This window comes from Carboxylicivirga sp. M1479, assembly GCF_007097485.1.
Lineage (GTDB): Bacteria > Bacteroidota > Bacteroidia > Bacteroidales > Marinilabiliaceae > Carboxylicivirga.
In genome coordinates, this window is the sequence record NZ_VKDE01000019.1 from 42,375 (window position 1) to 62,749 (window position 20,375).

Sequence of the window (20,375 nt, forward strand, 5' to 3'; positions counted from 1 at the left end):
ATAATTATAATTGAAGTGATAATCCAAATGAAATAGTTCGTAATGCCGAATAGTTAAAGCCGACTGCTCCGTAAAGACTCTGACGTGGATCTAATCCTTTTCGAGCTGATTTTAACCAGAGGTTATCACCTGTAAAATATATTCGGCAGCTTTGCATATTCAGGCGATTAAGCACTTTACCTGACAAAGTATAACCTACAGTGACGTTACGCAGACTAAAGTATGAGGCTGAAGTATAAAAACGGTCAGATGTCATATTTGCCTGATAGTTATGCTCGAGAATTGGCACGTCAGTATTGGTATTATTGGGCGTCCATCGTTTAAGCATATCGCGGTGGTAATTAGAGCCAGCACGACTATTCATTAAGGATTGGTAGTTACTATCCATAACATATCCACCGATTTGGTACGCTGTTTGAAAAGACGCATCAAAGTTTTTAAACATTAATGATGATCCCAAACCACCTGTTAAATCCGGGATTGAACTTTTCCCTGTTTTTTGCATGGTAGCATCACCAATATCATCAACCTTGGTTATGGTTGCGTTTCCGTAATGGTCGTACTCATATCTATAATACAAAGCTCTGCCTGTTTCAACATCAACACCTGCATACTGAAAATCATAAAAATCGTAGATAGATCCACCCAGTTCACGCCAGAAAACGCCTTCGGCATAACCATTCTGATCTTTAGAACTTGGCAATTTAAGCAACTCATTCTTATAATGAAGTGCATTCAAATTGATGCTCAATTTTAAATCTTGCTTTTTAAGAACATACACATTCATATCCAACTCCACACCTGTATTGCGCATATCCAAATGATTACGCCACTGAAAGCTTGGTAACCCCTCTGAAAGCGGCAATTGATATTGGAACAATAAGTCTTTGGTGTCTTTAATAAAGAAGTCGAATGATAAATTAACACGATCAATAAAGTATGACTCAATACCCACATTAAAATTGTTGCTCTTTTCCCATGTCAAATCCGCATTACCGCGCGCACTAAACACAACAGCCGCTTGCCCTCCAATGTCTCTAACGGTATACTGATCATCATAGCCATACCAGGTGCCTATGTTATCATTACCTTGGGTACCATAACTGGCACGCAGCTTAAGATTATTTACAAAAGAAATCCCTTTCATAAAATCCTCCTCAGAAATACGCCACGATGCACCGGCCGACCAGAAATTACCCCAACGGCTATCGGGATGAAAAACAGATGAACCATCGCGACGGAAACTGGCTGACAAGTAATACTTATCAGATAAGTCGTACTCCAAGCGACTCAGGAATCCCTCTAATGCATATTCGCTATATCCCGATGTAAGGCTTCGATAGGATGATGCATTAGCAAACTCAGGATTTGAAGGGTCAAAAAAGTTAGCCATATTACCCGAAAGGTTATTATTCTTATTTTGCTTTGTTTCATGACCAAGCAATGCTTTTATGGTATGAGCACCAAAGTTTTTCGAATAATTCAATAACTGATTAAAGTTGGTAGCAGTATAGCGTTGTGACGTTTTATAGCCCAAACCTCCCGCTGCAGCTGCGTCACCTCCCAAAGGTGTTAGAAAAGTAGACATGGTGTTAAAATACAAGTCATAAGCACCATTAACAGTTAATGATAATCCGTCTATAATATTAAAATCAACAGCGCCACGCAGATTAAAATTGTCGGCCTTGTTATTATTAATATTGGCTTTTGTGGTAGCTACCGGATTGGCCATTGTACCAAATGGACGGCCTGTTTTCTCACCATAATCATAAATCGGGTTGCCATTGTGATCCAATAACTGCTCACCTGTATTAAGGTCGTACATATAAACCGGATAGATGGGCGCAACCATTTGAGTAAACATAAATACATTACCTTGACTGGCTCCTCCTGCAGATACCGAGTTCTGCAACGTTCCGGTATAAGCCACATTAGCAGATAGCTTTAACCAATTACTAAAACGCTGGTCTATTTGTAATCTGGCATTTAAACGATCAAATTCGGAACCATCAACAATACCTTCATCGGATAAATATCCAAAAGAAGTGTAATAGGTTGATTGATCTGTTCCACCGCTAAAACTTAAGTTATACTCTTCGCGAATACCATTATTAAATGGCTCTGTTTCCCATTCGTTACCCCACTTCTTATCTGTGGCAGAAGCGTTAATCCGACCTGTAAAAGGGTCAACTAACTGATTGTCGGCAACACCATTGTACACGTTATACTTTAAGCTATTACTGATAAGATCATTAGATACAGCAATACCTGCTTGAGCATAACCCATGTGACCGAGGTAACTATTTCTTAAACCTTCCCAGCTTAGCTCATAGTACTCTGCAGGATCCCTCACAATATCATAGTTTGGAACCCCACGTGAATTAACTCCATAACGTGAATCGAAGTTGATACGAAAAGTACCAGCCTTTCCTTTTTTGGTTGTTATCAAAACTACTCCATTAGCACCGCGCGCTCCATACATTGAATTAGCGGCTGCATCTTTTAGTACCGAAAGGTTATCAATATCCTGTGAAGAGATTGAATTGAGCGAACCTTCATAAGGGACACCATCTAATATAATGAGTGGTTCCTTAGAGGCCGAAATCGAACCTAAGCCGCGAACAATAATTTGTCCACCAGCACCAGGTTGACCTGAACTCTGGGTAATTTGAACACCTGCCAAACTTCCTTCCAAAGACTTAGCCAAGTTAGCTGACTGCATTTTGGTCAAACTCTCGCCTTTTACCGTACTGGCAGCTCCTGTAAATGAACTTTTCTTGGTTGTTCCATATGCGACGGCAATCACCTCATCCAATCCAACAACATCACTCTCAAGCATTACCACATAATGGTTGCGCTCATCGAGTGCTATGGTTTGCGTTTGCATACCAATAAAGCTGACTTGTATTGAAGTAAAGCTTTGTTCTATCGATAAACTAAAAGCTCCATCCATATCAGTAACAGTACCTATGGTAGTTCCAGGAACAACAATTGTTACCCCTGGCATTCCCATATCTGTTCCTTGCTCAATTACATTACCTGTAATTGTTCTGTTTTGGGCATAACAAACAGATATACTGTATATGGCATACACCCAAAATACTATTAATAGTTTCTTCATTTAACCGTAGATTAATCATATGCACCCCTTACGGGATGCATATTTTTTTGGTCACTATAGTTTTGTAAACTTGTTAGTTAGAGAAATCTCATTGGATGATAATTCCAGCATATACATGCCTTTAGTTAAAGTAGTCACCTCAATTACTGCAGAAAGATTTCCTGCACTGATAATGCCGTTTTTCACAACTTCTCCTGTTACAGATAAGATTCGGTAGTTGACATCCCCTGCAAGAAGCATGTTCGATGATACATTCAACACATCACGAACTGGATTCGGGAAAATACTCACCTTAGGTCCATCAACATCATCAATACCAACACGAACGACCACATTAATTACTGCTTCAGAAACTAATTGCGCGCCATGCGGATCTTCCGTGATTATTGTTAATGTAGTACGACCTAGCTCTAATGGTTTAACAATTAATTCATTATTACTGTAAAACAGTTCAATCTTATCATTGTCTTTAGTAACCGTATAAGTCAATTCCTCACCATCTGGATCTGTAATGTACTCGGTTAAATCAAGGTTATACTTAAGGTGCTTGTCAAGCTCATAAGTAAAATCTAATTCCTGAACCTCAACTGGTGCCCTGTTAACATTATTAATTCGAACTATGAAAGTATAATTGTTAACTAATCCTTTTGAGTCTTCACCCTTAACGACAACACGGTACAATCCTGCACTGTAATGATCAGGAACAAATTGCAAGTTCATGTTCTGACCATCAAACTCACTGTTTACAAAGGCATAATCTTGAGCCATTGTTAAGGTATAATCTAAACCTCCCAAGTGAGATGCATATAATACGAAATCTAGTGTATCATTCTCATTTATCTCAATCACAAAGTTTTGATCTATTCCATAACTTGGACCATTATTCTTGATCAACTCGGCGGCAATTCTCGATTGCTTATTATTCGGATCGTTAGAATTAACATAGATCTTAGCCTTATTAACAGTGTTAAACACACGTGATCCAAACATTTCAAAATCGATGTTCATTGATTCACCGGGAGCAATTATTCCTTCGTAAACCGATGGCATTAACCATTGTGGGTTAATCTTCTCTGTTTCGACGGCTTTTATCATCCAACCAATTTCAGGCACGCCTAATTCACTCACTTCACGGTACACAATACCCTTTGAACCAAACAAGTTACCCTCCTCATTTTTGGCTTCAATTTGACCAAGTGCAGCCGGTGAAATCATTTCAGCAGCATATATTATACGGATGTAAAATGTTTCACCACCTTGTATCAACACAGGCTTTTCTAAGTCAACTAATTCTTTAACAACCTGATTCCCATACAATGGTGCATCGTAGCTATAATTTACACGTTGACTATAGATTAATCCAGTTTTCAGAAATTCATCATCGCCAGCAAATACCTGGACAGTATAATAACTTTCAAGTGTATTGCGGTATGTAAAGTAATGCTCTAATTGGTTAAAACAGAATCCATCTTCGGGTGCAACCAAACGTGTAACGGTATGTACTTCTGCATCTGGTGTACCCCAACCAAAAGTATGTAGCACTTCATCTGAAAGCAATTGTGTTAATATACGGCTGTCGTCAGCTACTTTTAAACGTTTTGACTTAAGCTTTCCAGCATCCTGAAGTTCTGCCTCATTCCGTATTGGGCCACCATATGTTACTAAATCTTCCGATGCATAAGTATCAGACAAAGCCATGTAGATATACTCATAGCTAATATCCAATGAGAATCGTAACTCATACTTGCCGTCAGTATTGTTAATGTTAAGTGTTTCATTACCAACAAAAGTATCATCTGCAGCATAAGCCGTTATTTCATTCTTATCAAAACCTATTGATGGTACATCCACTTGGTTGGCTTTAAATGAAATATTAATTTTATACTCATCAGCAACATCACTCAGTTGCAAAGCATTCAACTCAATACGCGACATACCTTCTACAGCTGCATAATCAATAAGCACAATATCGCCTACTAGTTCCTTAACTTCATTTGGTTTTTTCTTGATATATACCCTTGCTGGCAACTCACCCTCGGCAGGAATTAACAGCGGAATTTGTTCCGGATTAAACCAGTCGGCAGTGTAGGATGGTAATTGACCAACATCTGTAAAGCCCTCAATCATAATAGCACCAAAAGGATTAGTCTTAGAATATAGGTCTACTCCTAATTCCCCTTGAAGTCCATCGCTAAATATCTTACCAATTCTAAAGTTTTTGCGTCCATTATTAATTAATGCAAAATCTAGCACCCAACTTTCATCTTCAGTAGAATTTGCTGTTACCCAACCTTCTTCTTCTACAACAAAGATTTCACCCATGTTGTACTCTTCATCAATAACTAAGTCATCATTTCCATCTACATTCAGGTTAAATGGCACTTCGAGTATTCCGTTGGCAACTGTATTATTTAATATGGTTACAGTTTCGGTATACTCGCCAGCATAAATTTCTGCTGCATCTACAATAAAATTGTGTGTTGCGCTTTCGCCAGGCTCGAGTGTTTTCTTCTCAAAAGGATAAAACTCAATAGCAGTATCATCATTTATATAGCTCGAGTTGTATGAAATTGTAATACCCTCAGTACCGTTTTCATTCTCAATACCAATAGCTGATACGCTTGGATTCATCGAAAACAGGTGCCCATTGAAATTATACTGAAACTTAAAAGAACCGTCTTTTCGTAATATTACTTGCCATGAGATTGGCCCGGTTGACATTCCAAATCCATCAGTAAATGACTGATACTGTACAATCACCTCTTCTTCAAATGCCTGATAATATACTCCGGCATTTTTATCGTTGTATAAATCGTTATACACGAAGCCAAACATCGGAGCAATTATATTATTCGGACCATCTTCAGAAGGTACTTGAATGCCGCCTCTTTCAAAACTTTCCTCATGTTCCGAGAAAGAAAGAACACCACAGTAACCAACATTCATTGTACTATATTCATTGCCATAATAGTTAAATGTCCATGGCAGTTCAACCGTATTCCAGAAATCCTCATGTGTTTTAAGATCCATCGCCTTTAGCTTGGTTCCACTGATTGAGATATCAATCCATTCATACTTAACAATTGGATTATGCTTTTGCTGAAAAGCTTGATACTGGTAATCTTTAAGCGAAGAACCTGATTTTAAGCCCAATTCATCTACATGTACAATAGCTGTACCTTTAATACCATACTCCAAAGTGCTTTGACCTGTATTTGAAACAGTTAATGCTGCTGTGGCTTTTTCTCCAGACATTACATTAACATCAACACTTGTTTTATCTGTTGAAATAAGCGGTGCTTCAATAATGATACTATGTAACGGAATAGTTACATTTTCTGAATCATTAAAGGTTATTTGAACTTCAGCGTTATACTCACCTACTTGGTCGGAAATGCCCTCTACAACAAATGTTTCGATCATTTCGGCCTTCAGCTCATATGGGAAAGTGCGTTCTGTCAGTAATGTAAATTGATCAGCATTAGTTCCAGTGATTACAATGTTTGTGATTTCACCTGGTGCTCTTCCATCATTTCTGATCAATAAGTTTTGACTCAACTCAGCTAAATGATAATTTTCACCAAAATCAAAAGCTTCTGCATCAGTACTTAATTTGGATTCGCCTCCCTCAGTCACATTAATTTCAGCTCTGAAATTAAAGAATGGTTGTTTTGGCTCGTTAGTCAATACTGGCAGATATTCAGAGTAAGTATCTTCATTCAGAATATCTGTTGCCATTGTATAATCAATGGTTACCGATTCGCCTTGCAATAATACACCAGTCGCGTTATTAACAGACTTAAATAAGCCTAAACCAGGATTAATGAATTTGATATTAGTTCCTTGGTTGATATCTATTTGCCTTTCACCAAAGTAGTTGCCAATTATTGCATCATTTTGCTCCAAATCATGAGCCCAAACCGACCACCATTTGGTATTTGTGAAGCCATCCAACTCTTTATAACGAACTTCCATATTTCCGTTCTTATGCAATACTAATTGAAAGCTCAATTCGTGCTGAACTAATTTCAATTCAACTTCATCCAGACTACCCATAGGTATATCCTGAAATTGCACAACAAAGTGATCTCCAAAATCTTGGTAAAGAACTTTACTATCTATATTAGGATCAAATCGAATAGGTTCTCCCAAAACGCAAAACGCACGTGTAGGGCTTGAACTATCTAGCGGTGCCATTGGATAACGATTGAAAGTACCATCTTTAGTAAAAGCCAAAACGCCGAATGGTGATATAAAAACTTTGCGTTCTATTTTCCCGAAGAATGGGAAGCCAAAGTTTAATTCTACTTCGTGAACTTTACGATTATTACCATCATTATTTATCAAACCAGGAATTAATGTTCCGGTTGTAGAGATGTCTTCCCAAGGTCCCCAAGACTTTTCTTCACTAAAATAACCAAACTTACTTATGTTGGTATCTTCATTATCAAATCCATCAGGCTTATCGCTAAACTTTGGTATGTAGTAGTGTAAAGGATAATCTCCACTATTGTCAATTGTAAACGAACCGTTCAATTCATCTCCAATAGCAATAGCATCAAATATTGTATCCGCAGGTGTAACATTACCAACTGGTGGATTAATGGCATAACCTGTTACTTTAATAGTGTATTCTTCGGTACCACTACTATTATAAAAACGAATGTAGTTATTAAATGGCCCTTGCGTACTTGGCTTGAATCCAATATTGAAAAACACTGAAGATAGTGCTTCAATAATTTTAGGTGACTTATATGAACTAGAACTTCCATTAAAAAGTATCTCACGGCTATTACCTTCTCGTTCACTTCTATTAAGTATAAAATCGCCTAATCCCGTATTGGTCATATACGCTTCAATATGCTTCTCTTTACCAATCATTACTCTACCAAAGTCTATTAAAGTAGTACCTGTTATGATTGGTTCGTGTCCTTCAATCGTTGCTTTTAAACGATAACTCAACAGCTCGTTATTAGCGTCATTTGTTGATGTATTTACATCAAAATTATAGGTTCCGTTTATGATGTTGCTTGCATCTATATCATAGGACACAACTTCCTGCTCATCGGCATAAATGTTTCCATCATCTTTTTGTAGAGTTATAAATGAGTTGCCTTGTGAGAAAAAACTAATTGCCTCCACCATATAAGCAAAACCATCAATGTACACATCAGCCAACGACTTCCACGACTGTCCATAATCTGAGCTGTAGAAACAATTTTCACGGCCCCAGCCGTTACCATCTTCAAAAGCAATACCTAATGGATACTTATGTCCGGTTGGTGGATGAATCACCACCCAAAAATAAGTTCCTTCTTCGAAAAACAGTTGTGTTGTTAAGGCATGCTTTGTTGTTTGCTGAAGCGTGTTCGTTTGTAAGGCCTGTCGATGACGTAATTTGGCAGATTGAATGTCACGCCCTTCAAATATCTCTGCAATAATTTCCTCATCATCTGATAGTTCAACATTTAATCTGGCAGCAATATGCGTTAAGTTAAAACCGTTGCCAGCTCCTCCATTATCCCCTGTTTGAACACGATATCGAGTAGCGGATGAACTTGGATCCTCAGGCGAAGCTTCTCCTATGTAATAATACGACGAAGCTTTAAGGTATCCTTTAAACAAGGAAGTATCAGCTACTTGATTATACTCAACTACAGTTTGAAAAGGCGATGCATCATAAACTTCTGTATTGGTACTTTGTGGAGAAACAGATCTACCATTTAAACTGAGCAATGGAGCTGTCCAGTTTGCTTCAGTAGTAAAATCGATGTTTGTAACCCACTTAAGAATACCTTCACCGGTATTAAACAGTTTAAATTGACCATTGGCTACTGAGCTAGTTTTAACATCGATTAAATGTTCAACAGTATGCTTATCAACATCAGTATAATCAACCTCTAATACCGCCTCGGGTCCGGCAGTTGTTTGTTTTTGAACTACGTTTGACAATAAAGATTTATTGCCCCATTTATCCACCGAAACGATACCCACATAATAGTTTGTTAGCGCTTGCAAGTTGGTTAGTTCAACTGTTGTTAGGGCTCCAACTTCAGATTGCTTAACGTCCATCTTCTGATGAGCAGTCATACCCAAATTGCTATCACTAAACGATGAAGAAGAATAGTAAACCTCATAATGATTTGGCGCTCTTCCGTAACCTGTTGCAGGCACTGTGAACGCCATTTCAAACATATCTTGACTAGTTAAGTTAATAGCCAAATCAGCTATTTTGTTCGGTCCATTACTGGTCTTTTCGTCGAGTGCGTAAAGAGCATTAATTCGACCAGTACCTAATTTATCGAAATGCTTATGATCCTCGGGAAATTCCCCATAAACATTATCTACCGAACCTTCTAAAATGGAAAAAAGCTCGTCATTTGTAAGGTTTTTATCCTTTAAGTAAGACACAACCAAGGCAGCCACACCAGTAACATGTGGTGTAGCCATACTTGTACCTTCAAGCCAACCATAACCACCATTGGAAACTGTACTAAAAATTCCATGGTGCATAGGATGCTCCTTTTCCTCTTGGGTCAATAATTCATCATTATCCATGTCACCTCCCGGCGCAGAAATGTTAATCCAGTTACCATAATTGGAATAACCTGCCTTTTGGTTTTTATAATGAATGGCAGCAACAGTAAATACTTCCGGCATGTATCCAGGATATAGCTCATCATCCATATTAGCATTACCAGAAGCAAAAATAACCATACCTCCTTTTAATGGACTTCCTTCATAAGCTCCTGCTTCTTCGATAAAATAACGAATACCTGCCTCTACAGACTCCTCTCTATTTCCTGGTGTGGGATAGCCCCAACTATTTTGAGAAATAACAGCACCATTATCGGCCGCATATACGAATGAAGCCCCAATACCTCCTTGGTTGTTGCCATCAAAAATCTGACAGCTCATTATACGTACGCCATCGTCATTACCAGAGCCACCGGCAATACCTGCACCTCCAATACCATTGTTATTAACAGCACTAATGGTTCCGGCAACGTGTGTTCCATGATTTCCAGCGCTTATATACCCCGTATTGGAAGCAAAATTGTAACCGTACTTATCTCCAACATAGCCGTTAAAGTCATCATCCTTATTATCACTACCATTTATTTCCGATTCATTTCTCCACATGTTAGCTTCTAAATCAGGGTGATTAAACTGCACACCCAAATCATGAACCGAAACAATAACAGAGGCATCTCCGGCATTTGTTTCCCACGCTTCAAAAAGGTTAATATGTGCAAGGTCAAATCGCTCTAATAAACCGGTTGGCGCATAATGGTAATATTGCTCGGTATATTCGTCGTTAAACTTATAGTTTGAATTGGTAGATTTTAGCGACTTTTTACTCGGGTCAAAGGGCACATATTTATGCGAATGAAGGCTCTTCTCTCTAATTTTCTCTGCTTTTTCCACCACTGACAACTCACCAAATACCTTAACGACGTTATCTAAATCGTCACCTGATGAATAATCAATTTCATACCATAAATGCAATCCATGTTTACGATGCTTAGCATCATACTGGTCATTATAGGGAAATACCCTTTTCATTTTAGTAGCACGAAAATGCGTTAAAGCATTATCCATTTCAATGATACCCACCTTAGGGTTATCAGTAGAAGCTGACTTTAGCATGGCCAGCTCAATTTCGGGCTTAATCTTTACCCGAAAAGTTCCTTGCAAATGACCTTCTTTATATATCTGCTGCGCATTTGTAGCAACAACTGACATAATAAAGAACAGTCCCAACAAAAAGAGATTTTGGTTCTTGTTCATTTTCAATGATTTTGTGATTTAATTAACTTTAGATTGTATAGACGATCTAATTGGATTTGCCTTTTAAAGAAACCATGTGATGATTTCCCGGCATTCTAAAAATCGCTTCACAAAACAGCTAGTTTTAATACCTCAATCAAAAAAATAGGCCTTATAAGAACCTCACATCTTATCAATAAAACCTCAACATCACAAACCTATCATTAAAAAACAACCTCTCTTTACTTATTTTAAACCACTCTTTATCTGCACCTTAAAACCTCTCACAATAAAATAATATGTTTACTTTCTTAAGCGTGTAAAAATCTATTATATGTTACCGCCTTGCAAATTGTTGAAGTACATTTGGAATATGATTCTCTTTGGATAGCAATAATACAAGTTGTAACATGACACTTAAATCAATTGGAAAACTACCAGGTCTTTTATGCTTACTTTTATTTGTCTCTGTTAATTCATATGCTGATAGTTTATTAAAAGAAGACAGTTTAATGATTCAATTAAACCGAACGAAAGAAAAAAAAGAACGCTACAGCATTTTAATGGCACTTATCAAACATACCAGAACATACGATTATAAAAAATCAATCTTATACTCCACCCAAGGGGAACTTTTAGCATCCAATAGAGATGATAAACAATGGTTAGCCAAGTTTTTATTTGAAGGAGGTGTAACCAATTACTACCTCACGTCATACGACACCTCATTAGATAAGTACTTAAAAGCAACCAAATACTTCGAAACAAATAACGATTTTATTAGCTTAACAAAGTGTTATAACAACACAGGCATGATCTATGACCGAATTGAAAAATATGAAAAGGCAGTTCAGTATTACCAATTAGCAATCGCAAGTTTTAATCGTTTAGATGATAAGACAAGGGAAGAATACATCAGGTTTTTACCACAGCATTATAATAACATTGCCAGTGCTTACAACAAATTAAAACAAACAAACAAGGCACAAGCATATTACAAAAAAGCTTTAGAAGTAGCTCTAAATATTGATTTTAGATATATACTGGGAGCTATTTACAATAACCTGGGAATAGTTGACATGGAAAAAGAACTGTATCCTTCAGCTAAGCAATATTTTGACCAATCAATTTTAATTCGACAAGAAGACAATGAAACCATTGGCCTTGCCCAATCATATAATATCTTATCCCAATATTACATGAATATTGCAGATTATGATAGTTGTATCTGGGCATCTAAAAAATCGTTAGAAATTTCGTCGACAAATAACCTTCTAGAACTACAAAAGTCATCGCATTATAGGTTAATAACAGCTTATGAGAAAAAAGGCATGTTAGCTGAAGCTCTGCAAGAACAAAAGAATTATAGCATAATAAACGATAGCATTGGAAATAGTCATAAGATGAACCGCCTAACGCAGCTTGAAATAGCACAAGAGGTTGAGAAAATTGAAAAGGCTAATAAGGTCAAACTAACAAAGTTAAAATACCAATATGCCATCCTGTTACTAATTCTATTCTCATTGGCTATAATCTCAATATTGACTGCTCGATTGTATAAAATACAAAAGAAAAAGCTTAACCTAGAGTACTCTAAACTTAAACTTAGTGTTGATACAAAAAATAGAGAGCTTACAACTAACGTTATGCAATTAATTCAGAAAAATGAGTTAATTAACAATGTTGTTAAAGAACTTCTAACACTAAAGAATGATATTAATAATAAATCACAACAAACACTTCATAAGATCATACTTAACCTGCAGTCACAAACAAATAAAGAAATTTGGCAAGAATTTGAATTTCGCTTTAATAATGTGCACACCGATTTTTATTCACGATTAATGCATGAGCATCCATCTATTACCGCCTCAGAAAAAAGGCTTTGTGCGCTTTTGCGCCTAAATATGACATCTAAAGAAATTGCCGCCATAACCCATCAAACATTAAGAGGAGTTGAAGTAGCCAGAAGTCGATTAAGAAAACGATTATGCTTAACCAGAAAAGATACCAGCTTAAACAGCTATTTGGAAAACTTTTAACGACATACGAAAAAGGGCTTATCTCCTTTGAGATAAGCCCACAACTTAACTGTTTAACCAAAAAATTTAAGTTGCTTATTGAATAACAAATTGTGTTTGCTGAAGTTCAACAGAGTTACCACCTACAAATAGATTAAACTGTCCGGCCTCTACTACATATTTTCCACATGGGTAAAAATACCCCAACTCTTTTTTGGATAAAGCGAATGTTACCACTTTGGTTTCACCTGCCTTAATCAATACCTTTTCAAAACCTTTCAGCTCTTTTACAGGGCGTGTGTAGGTAGCTGCCATGTCCTGAATATACAACTGCACCACTTCTTCTCCGTCAAGCTGACCTGTATTGCTCACCTTTATGCTTGCGGTTAAGGTTCCATTTTCATCCATTACTGTCTTATCCAAAACAATATCTGAATACTCGAAACTGGTATAACTTAAACCAAAGCCGAACGGAAACAAGGGTGTATTGGGTGCATCGGTAAAGCACGACCACAATACTTGCCCTGGCGCTTCGGCTTGCGGACGGCCTGTGTTTTTGTAGTTATAATAAATTGGGCATTGCCCAACTGTACGCGGAAATGACATTGGCAGCTTACCCGACGGGTTATAATGTCCCATCAGCACATCGGCAATGGCATATCCTGCTTCAGAACCTGCATGCCAGGCCTCTAGTATGGCTGGCGCTTTATCAACCAGCTCAGGAATAGCCAGTGGGCGACCATTCATGAGTACCACCACTATGTTTTTATTCACCTTATAAATGGCATTGAACAGTTCCATTTGCAAGCCCTTTAAACCAATATCTGTTTGGCTGCGACCCTCACCACTCTGAAAACAATCCTCACCAATAGCTAAAAGTACCAGCTCTGATTTCTTGGCCGCTTGAATGGCCTTGGCAAAACCAGAACGATCGCTTTCGTTATAGGTCATTTTATCAGGGAAAGTGCGCTTTCCAATCGATAGCTTACAACCCTCGGCATAGTTGATTGTTACGCTTTTGCCCACGGCAGCTTGTATACCTTCCAATAAGGAAACGGCTGAATCATATTCTCCCTGAGCTCGCCAGTTACCTATTGGCGAATCCTTATCGTTGGCCAAAGGTCCAATAACAGCAATGCTCTTCACCGATGATGCAATAGGAAGCAGTTGCTTCTCATTTTTCAACAACACCATCGATTCTCGTGCTACTTTACGTGCTGCATCGCGATGCTCAGCTGTGTATAACATGGATTTTTCATTCTCCACATTGCAATATTTATAAGGATCATCAAATAAGCCCAAACGGTATTTGATGCGTAATATTCGCCGCGCAGCATCGGTAATTTTCGCTTCATCCACTTTACCCTCTGCTACCAATTCTTCAAGATGATTAATGTAAGCGCGAGCTTCCATATCCATATCGGAACCACCTTCAATGGCACGATACGCCGATTCTTTGAGGTCGGCCGCAGCACCATGAGGAATCATCTCACCAATACTGTTCCAGTCAGACACCACAAAACCTTCAAAAGCCCATTGCTTTTTTAACAAATCGCGCTGTAAATAGCTACTGGCTGTTGCAGGCATGCCCTGTATGGTGTTAAAGGCATTCATAAAGGTAGCAACACCAGCATCGGATGCAGCCTTAAAAGGAGGCAACACAATATTTTGCAAGGTCTCATCTCCAATCTCTACTGAGTTATAATCACGTCCACTCTCGGAAAAGGCATAAGCTGCAAAGTGCTTGGCACAGGCCGCAATGCTTAATTCATCACTCAGGTCATCGCCCTGAAAACCTTCAACTCGGGCACGAGCAAAGACACTGCCTAAATAAGGATCCTCGCCAGCACCTTCCATCACTCGTCCCCAACGTGCATCTCGTCCAACGTCCACCATGGGCGAAAAGGTCCAGTGAATACCAGATGCTGCAGCTTCTTTAGCTGCGATTTTTGACGATAAATAGGCCAATTCAGGATTCCACGAAGCTGCTTCGGCTAAAGGAATTGGAAACATGGTTTTATAACCATGAATCACATCGTAACCAAAAATTAAAGGAATACCCAAGCGTGTGTTTTCAACTACGGTCTGTTGGGCTTTGCGCGTGGCTTCAGCTCCATTTACGTTCAGCATGGAACCGACCATCCCACTCTTTAACTGCTCCAATTGTGACTGCGCACCTTCATCGCCTTTGGGTGCAGGCCCTGTCATTTCCCAACGGCTGGTATATTGGTTCAGCTGCCCCACTTTCTCAGCCAAGGTCATTTGGCTCAGTAAATCTTCAATAAACCTATCCTCTTCGTTCATTGGCTTCTGTTGATTTGTGCATGCCGATAATATAAGGATTATTAGCATTATAAAAATACCAATCTTTCTCATTGTCATATTGTTTGCGTTAGACTTCAGTGCTCCTAAACATATTTCATTCAGGTTTAAGCAACAAAGGCTGCCGATGGAGGCAGCCTTTGTAATTAACGAAAATTAGTGTAATTATTAGTTATAACCTGGGTTCTGATCTTCGGTTGATATTCCTCCATTTAAGTCAATTTCCTCTTGTGGAATAGGGAATAATTCGTTTTTACCTGTTTTGAAACCACGTGAAGCCAATTCTGCTCCTGCATCACCCCAGCGAACTAAATCCCAAAAGCGATGTCCTTCAAATGCTAACTCCAATGAGCGTTCTTTTTTGATGATGTTAAAAAGATCATTTCCTACTAAGGTTTCCCAGGCGGTATGATCGGTAAAACCAGCACGCTCGCGAACATCTCTAATTAAAGGTACGGCGTGTGCATCCATACCATCGCGGTTGTAGGCCTCTGCAGCCATCAACATCACATCAGATAAACGGATTAGTTTAAAAGGCGTGTTCCAGTTAACTTCTTTTACACCGCCATCAGATGTTTCAGATGGTAAAGTAGAGTACTTCAAGCGAATATAGCCCTCATAAGCATCCCAGTTATTATTACCTCCAGGATTGTTAACTTCACCACCAGCGGCTTCAAAGTCAGCCTCTGAAATAACGGATGTTGCGGCACGCTCAGCTCCTGCTTCGGCATTTAACAAAGCACCAAACTTACTGGTAGGCACATTAAAGCCCCAACCATTAACGTAACCAATGGCATCCATGTTGTTAAACGAATCATCACCACGAGGCCCCATTAGCTGCACCACAAAGTTAGATTCAGCAGTACCATCCCATGGTCCACCCCAATCATGCGCATTTTGGCTCGAATAAAGCACTTCAAAAATTGACTCAGAACCAGCACGTTCGCCTCTCATCCATATGGTACTATAATCTTCGGTTAGTGAATAGCTTGCGTCATCTATCACATCTTGTAACAATGGATGAGCTGCAGCATAATCTTCTTGATACAAAAACACTTTGCCTTTTAATGCTTGAGCAGCACCTTTAGATACTCTAAACTTTAAGCCTTCTTCCAAATCCTTTTTAACAGGTAAAACAGCAATAGCTTCTGTTAAATCTTTATGTATCTGGGTATAAATAGTGGCTTTATCAGCACGCGGGTTATTAACACTTATCTCGGTTGTGTTCTCCAAGTAAAATGGAACATCGCCCCACATTGTTACCAACTCAAAATAGGCAAAAGCACGGAAGAACTTAGCCTCAGCCATTATCTGTTCAGCATTTTCCAAATCAGGAGAAACGGTGTTTAAAATGGCATTTGAAGCATTCACTATTTTATAATATGAGTGCCAAACATCCTTAATAGCAGGATTATCGTACTCGTAAGAAAAGTCGTTCAACTGCTGTAGCTTAGGCTGATCGGCAGAAGAACCTCCACCAGTATTTACATCGTCACCAGATAACAATTTAATAAAGAAAATACTAGACCAATCGCCATAGTTATTATATCCAATCTGTAAATAATCATACACGCCAATAATAGCTGCCTCGGCCTCGGCCTCGGTTGTAAGGTAATCGGCGCTATTGAATTTACCGATTGGTGTTTTATCCAATACACTATCTGAACATGCACCAAAAGCAAAAATCAGAAGCAATGTATATATACTTAATTTTATATTTTTCATTTTTCTTTGTTTTGGGATTAGAAATTAACGTTTAGACCAAACATTACTTTTTTAGTTGTTGGGTACAAACCTTTATCAATACCCTGGCGATTATCCTCGCTTGAACCAGCTTCAGGATCCATACCTTCGTACTTTGTAAATGTGAAATAATCATCCAAAGAAACGAATGCACGAACACGCTGTAACTTAATTTTTGCAGTTAATGACTTTGGTAAAGTATAGCCAAGCTGTATCTGCTTAATACGCATGTATGAAGCATCTTGTACAACTAAATCACTACGGTAAATGTAATCGCTTGTGTTATTAGGCTTTGGCATGCTCGCATTGTCGCCTGGACCTGTCCAACGGTCTTCGAAGAAGAAAGCAGGTTTGTTACTTAACTTACGGTCGGTACGGAACCAAGCCATAAACACTTCGTTACCAGCCATCCCTTGCATAAACAAGTTAAAATCGAAATTCTTATACTCTAAGTTAAATGTAGCACCATATAACAAATCAGGATGCGGATCACCAATTTCAGTTTGGTCAGCAGCTGTAATTTCACCATCATCATTAACATCAACAACAATTGGCTCACCTGTTGCCGGATCAATACCTGCTGTTTTGTATCCTTTGAAATAGTAAATTGGGTAACCTTCTTCAAACCAAGTCATGTTGTAACCACGTACGCTTGCTCCTGGTTGTGGAGTATCATCCGACACTTCAGTAACCTCATTCTTCAAGGTACTTAAGTTAAGGTTGATGCCGTACTTTAAACCGTAAGATGTTGTGTTACGCCATCCTAATTCAAATTCTAAACCTGAGTTTTCAACAGTACCTAGGTTAGCCGAAACATCTTCACCAAAACCAGCTGAAGGAGCCATTTTGTTTGGTTTGATCAAACCGTCGGTAATCTTCTTATAGTAATCCATAGAGAAGCTTAATTTACTACTGAAAGCACGTAAATCAAGACCAATATTTGTTTGTTCTGATGTTTCCCAACCTAAATTTGGATTGGTAGGACGTGGGCTTCTTGCACCTCCTGATAATACTTCTCCTTCGTTAGGATAGTTAATATTTTGCGATGTCCAGAATGCCATATCGGCAAACGGTACCACATTAAAAATACTACCATTTTGTCCCCAACTGGCACGTACTTTCAAATAGTCAATTGCTTCAACAGACCAAAAGTCTTCTTGCGAAATTAACCAACCACCTGATATTGCCGAAAAAGTAGCCCAACGGTTATCTTGAGGCAACACGCTTGCACCATCTCGACGTAAAGAACCTTCCAACATGTATTTACCAGCATAATTATAGCTTAAACGACCAAAGTAAGACACCTTTGTATTCTCTTCCAGGTTACCACCTACCATGTTATTATCACGGTCGGCATAGTAATCGTGGTAAGCATATTGGTCACCTTCTTTTGGCATTTCCGATTTCATGTAGTAATTCGGGTGGGTGTACTCTTCAAATGACATACCTCCTAAAAGAGTAAAGTCGTGGTTATTAAACTTTTTATTGTACGATGCAAAGTTCTCCCACAAAGCTTTGTAATATTTATCAACCCAATCCTGAGCAATATTTAAGCTATTTGAACGCTCCGATGAGAAATAGTATTTAGGAGACCATTCCTTACGAGTCACATAAGTCAATTCTAAACCAACCCGAGAGGTAATACTAAGACCTTTCAATGGTTTTAAAGTACCATAAAATGAAGCCAATAACTTGTCCGTAATCTCTTTGTTATGGGTGTTCTCCATAAAGGCAACAGGGTTAGCTGTTTCTCCTGTTACAAATCGGTTAAGTCCATAATACTCGCCCCTTGAGTTTTGCAATGGTGTGTTACCTGCTGCATATATGGCATCAATACGACTCATATCCGACTCAATAACTGGGGTATATGGATCTAATAACAAGGCACTGTTAACAATAGAACGGTACTCATCGTCCTCTGGTAATATATTACGGTTCGAATGTGAGAAGTTAAGGTTGTTCCCCACTTCCAGCCAATCAGCCACATCATTCTTCGTATTAATTCTGAAAGTATAACGTTCGTAACGAGCATCTTCGCCTCCAATAGCACCATCTTGACGCAAGTATGAACCAGACAGTAAATAGGTTGATTTTTCGCTTCCGCCAGAAAAACTTAAGCTATGACGTTGCATTGGAGCTGCTTCCGAAATTTCATCTAACCAATTAGTATCGTAATTTTCACCTGCCGGAGGGTTAATTGTTTCACCGGCTTCCTCCATGAATTGTTTGTACTGGGCAGCGTTCATTAACTCAGCATTGGTTGCTAAATTTTGAATACCATACTGGAAGTTGTATTGTATCTGTGACTTTCCTTTTTTACCACTTTTGGTTGTAATTAAAACCACACCATTGGCACCTTCGGTACCATAAATAGCAGCAGAAGCAGCATCTTTCAATATCTCCATCGACTCAATGTCATTCGGATCTAAATCGTCAATACCACCCGTTTTCATACCATCAACTATGTATAAAGGATTACTGTTTCCGTTTGATCCAGTACCTCGAATACGAATTTTAACGCCTGCACCCGGAGCACCCGATGTTGGAAGTACAGCAACACCTGCTGTTCGACCTTGAATAGCATGTTCCACACGACCGTTTGATACTTTTTCTAATTCCTCCGATTTAACCGAAGAGATAGCAGCAGTTACAACACTTTTGCGCTGCACACCATAACCAATTACCACTACTTCATCCATATCAATGGCTTCTTCAACCATGGTAATATCCATAGCTGTTTTACCTGCAATCTGAATTTCCTGAGGTTCAAATCCTACAAATGTATAGCTCACAACAGCATCCGGTGATGATAATGTAATGCTGTATGTTCCATCAACAGCGGTAATGGTACCATTGCTTGGATTAGCTTTCTCCAGAATGGTTACACCAGGTATTGGATCTCCATTAACATCGGTTACTACACCCGTTACGGTATGCTCTTGCTGAATGGCAGAAATAAATTCCGGCGCCTTAGTTAATACAATTTGATTGTCAATAATGCGATAGGTAACATCGGTAGAAGTAAATACTTTGTCAAGAACATCAAGCACCGCCTCCTTCTCAACGTTGACCGTAATCAATTCTATTTCTTCGAGTAATTGTTGGTTGTACAAAAATGTATAACCCGACTGTTTCTCAATCTCATCAATAATTTGTTCTATTGATGCATTGTTCTTCTTTAAAGAAAGAGTTGCCTCTTGCGAATAAGAGTTGGTGGCCCATATTTGCGAAACGCCAACAAGTAAAAGAATAGCTAACATTCTCATACGTCTGTAAATTTTTTGCAAGGCATAGTTATCCCATACCTTAAGTGGATTTTTTTTCATAAATTTGAAATGTTTAGTAAAACAAATTGATTTGGAGAGTGTAAGAAGGTGGTGCTTCTGACTCTCCTTTTT

6 protein-coding genes are annotated in these 20,375 nt (G+C 38.6%); 1 reads left to right on the forward strand and 5 read right to left on the reverse strand.

All coding sequences use genetic code 11. The features are described from left to right. Nucleotides 1-4: 4 nt before the first annotated feature. Both FNN09_RS12915 and FNN09_RS12920 read right to left on the reverse strand, forming a co-directional pair. On the reverse strand, nucleotides 5-3,121 hold the full coding sequence (locus FNN09_RS12915; RefSeq protein ID WP_143302784.1) for a TonB-dependent receptor: 3,117 nt from the start codon (nucleotides 3,119-3,121) through the stop codon (nucleotides 5-7). Nucleotides 3,122-3,175: 54 nt separating this feature from the next. Further along, nucleotides 3,176-10,912, reverse strand: a complete 7,737-nt coding sequence (locus tag FNN09_RS12920) for a S8 family serine peptidase (RefSeq protein ID WP_143302785.1) — start codon at nucleotides 10,910-10,912, stop codon at nucleotides 3,176-3,178. Between the two features lie 389 nt (nucleotides 10,913-11,301). On the opposite strand from FNN09_RS12920, the gene FNN09_RS12925 reads away from it, so the two are divergent. After that, a complete protein-coding gene (locus tag FNN09_RS12925) occupies nucleotides 11,302-12,933 on the forward strand; it encodes a tetratricopeptide repeat protein (protein ID WP_143302786.1) in 1,632 nt (543 codons plus the stop codon). Nucleotides 12,934-13,008: 75 nt separating this feature from the next. Here the strand turns inward: FNN09_RS12925 and bglX are convergent, their stop codons facing one another. From bglX to FNN09_RS12940, 3 genes are all read right to left on the reverse strand, one after another. Continuing rightward, nucleotides 13,009-15,288, reverse strand: coding sequence for a beta-glucosidase BglX (gene bglX, locus FNN09_RS12930; RefSeq protein WP_143302787.1), 2,280 nt, complete (start codon nucleotides 15,286-15,288; stop codon nucleotides 13,009-13,011). A gap of 114 nt (nucleotides 15,289-15,402) precedes the next feature. After that, nucleotides 15,403-16,959, reverse strand: coding sequence for a RagB/SusD family nutrient uptake outer membrane protein (locus FNN09_RS12935; protein ID WP_143302788.1), 1,557 nt, complete (start codon nucleotides 16,957-16,959; stop codon nucleotides 15,403-15,405). Nucleotides 16,960-16,976: 17 nt separating this feature from the next. Then, nucleotides 16,977-20,303 (reverse strand): TonB-dependent receptor, encoded by a 3,327-nt coding sequence (locus tag FNN09_RS12940; protein WP_143302789.1) that lies wholly within the window; start codon nucleotides 20,301-20,303, stop codon nucleotides 16,977-16,979. Nucleotides 20,304-20,375: the final 72 nt, after the last annotated feature.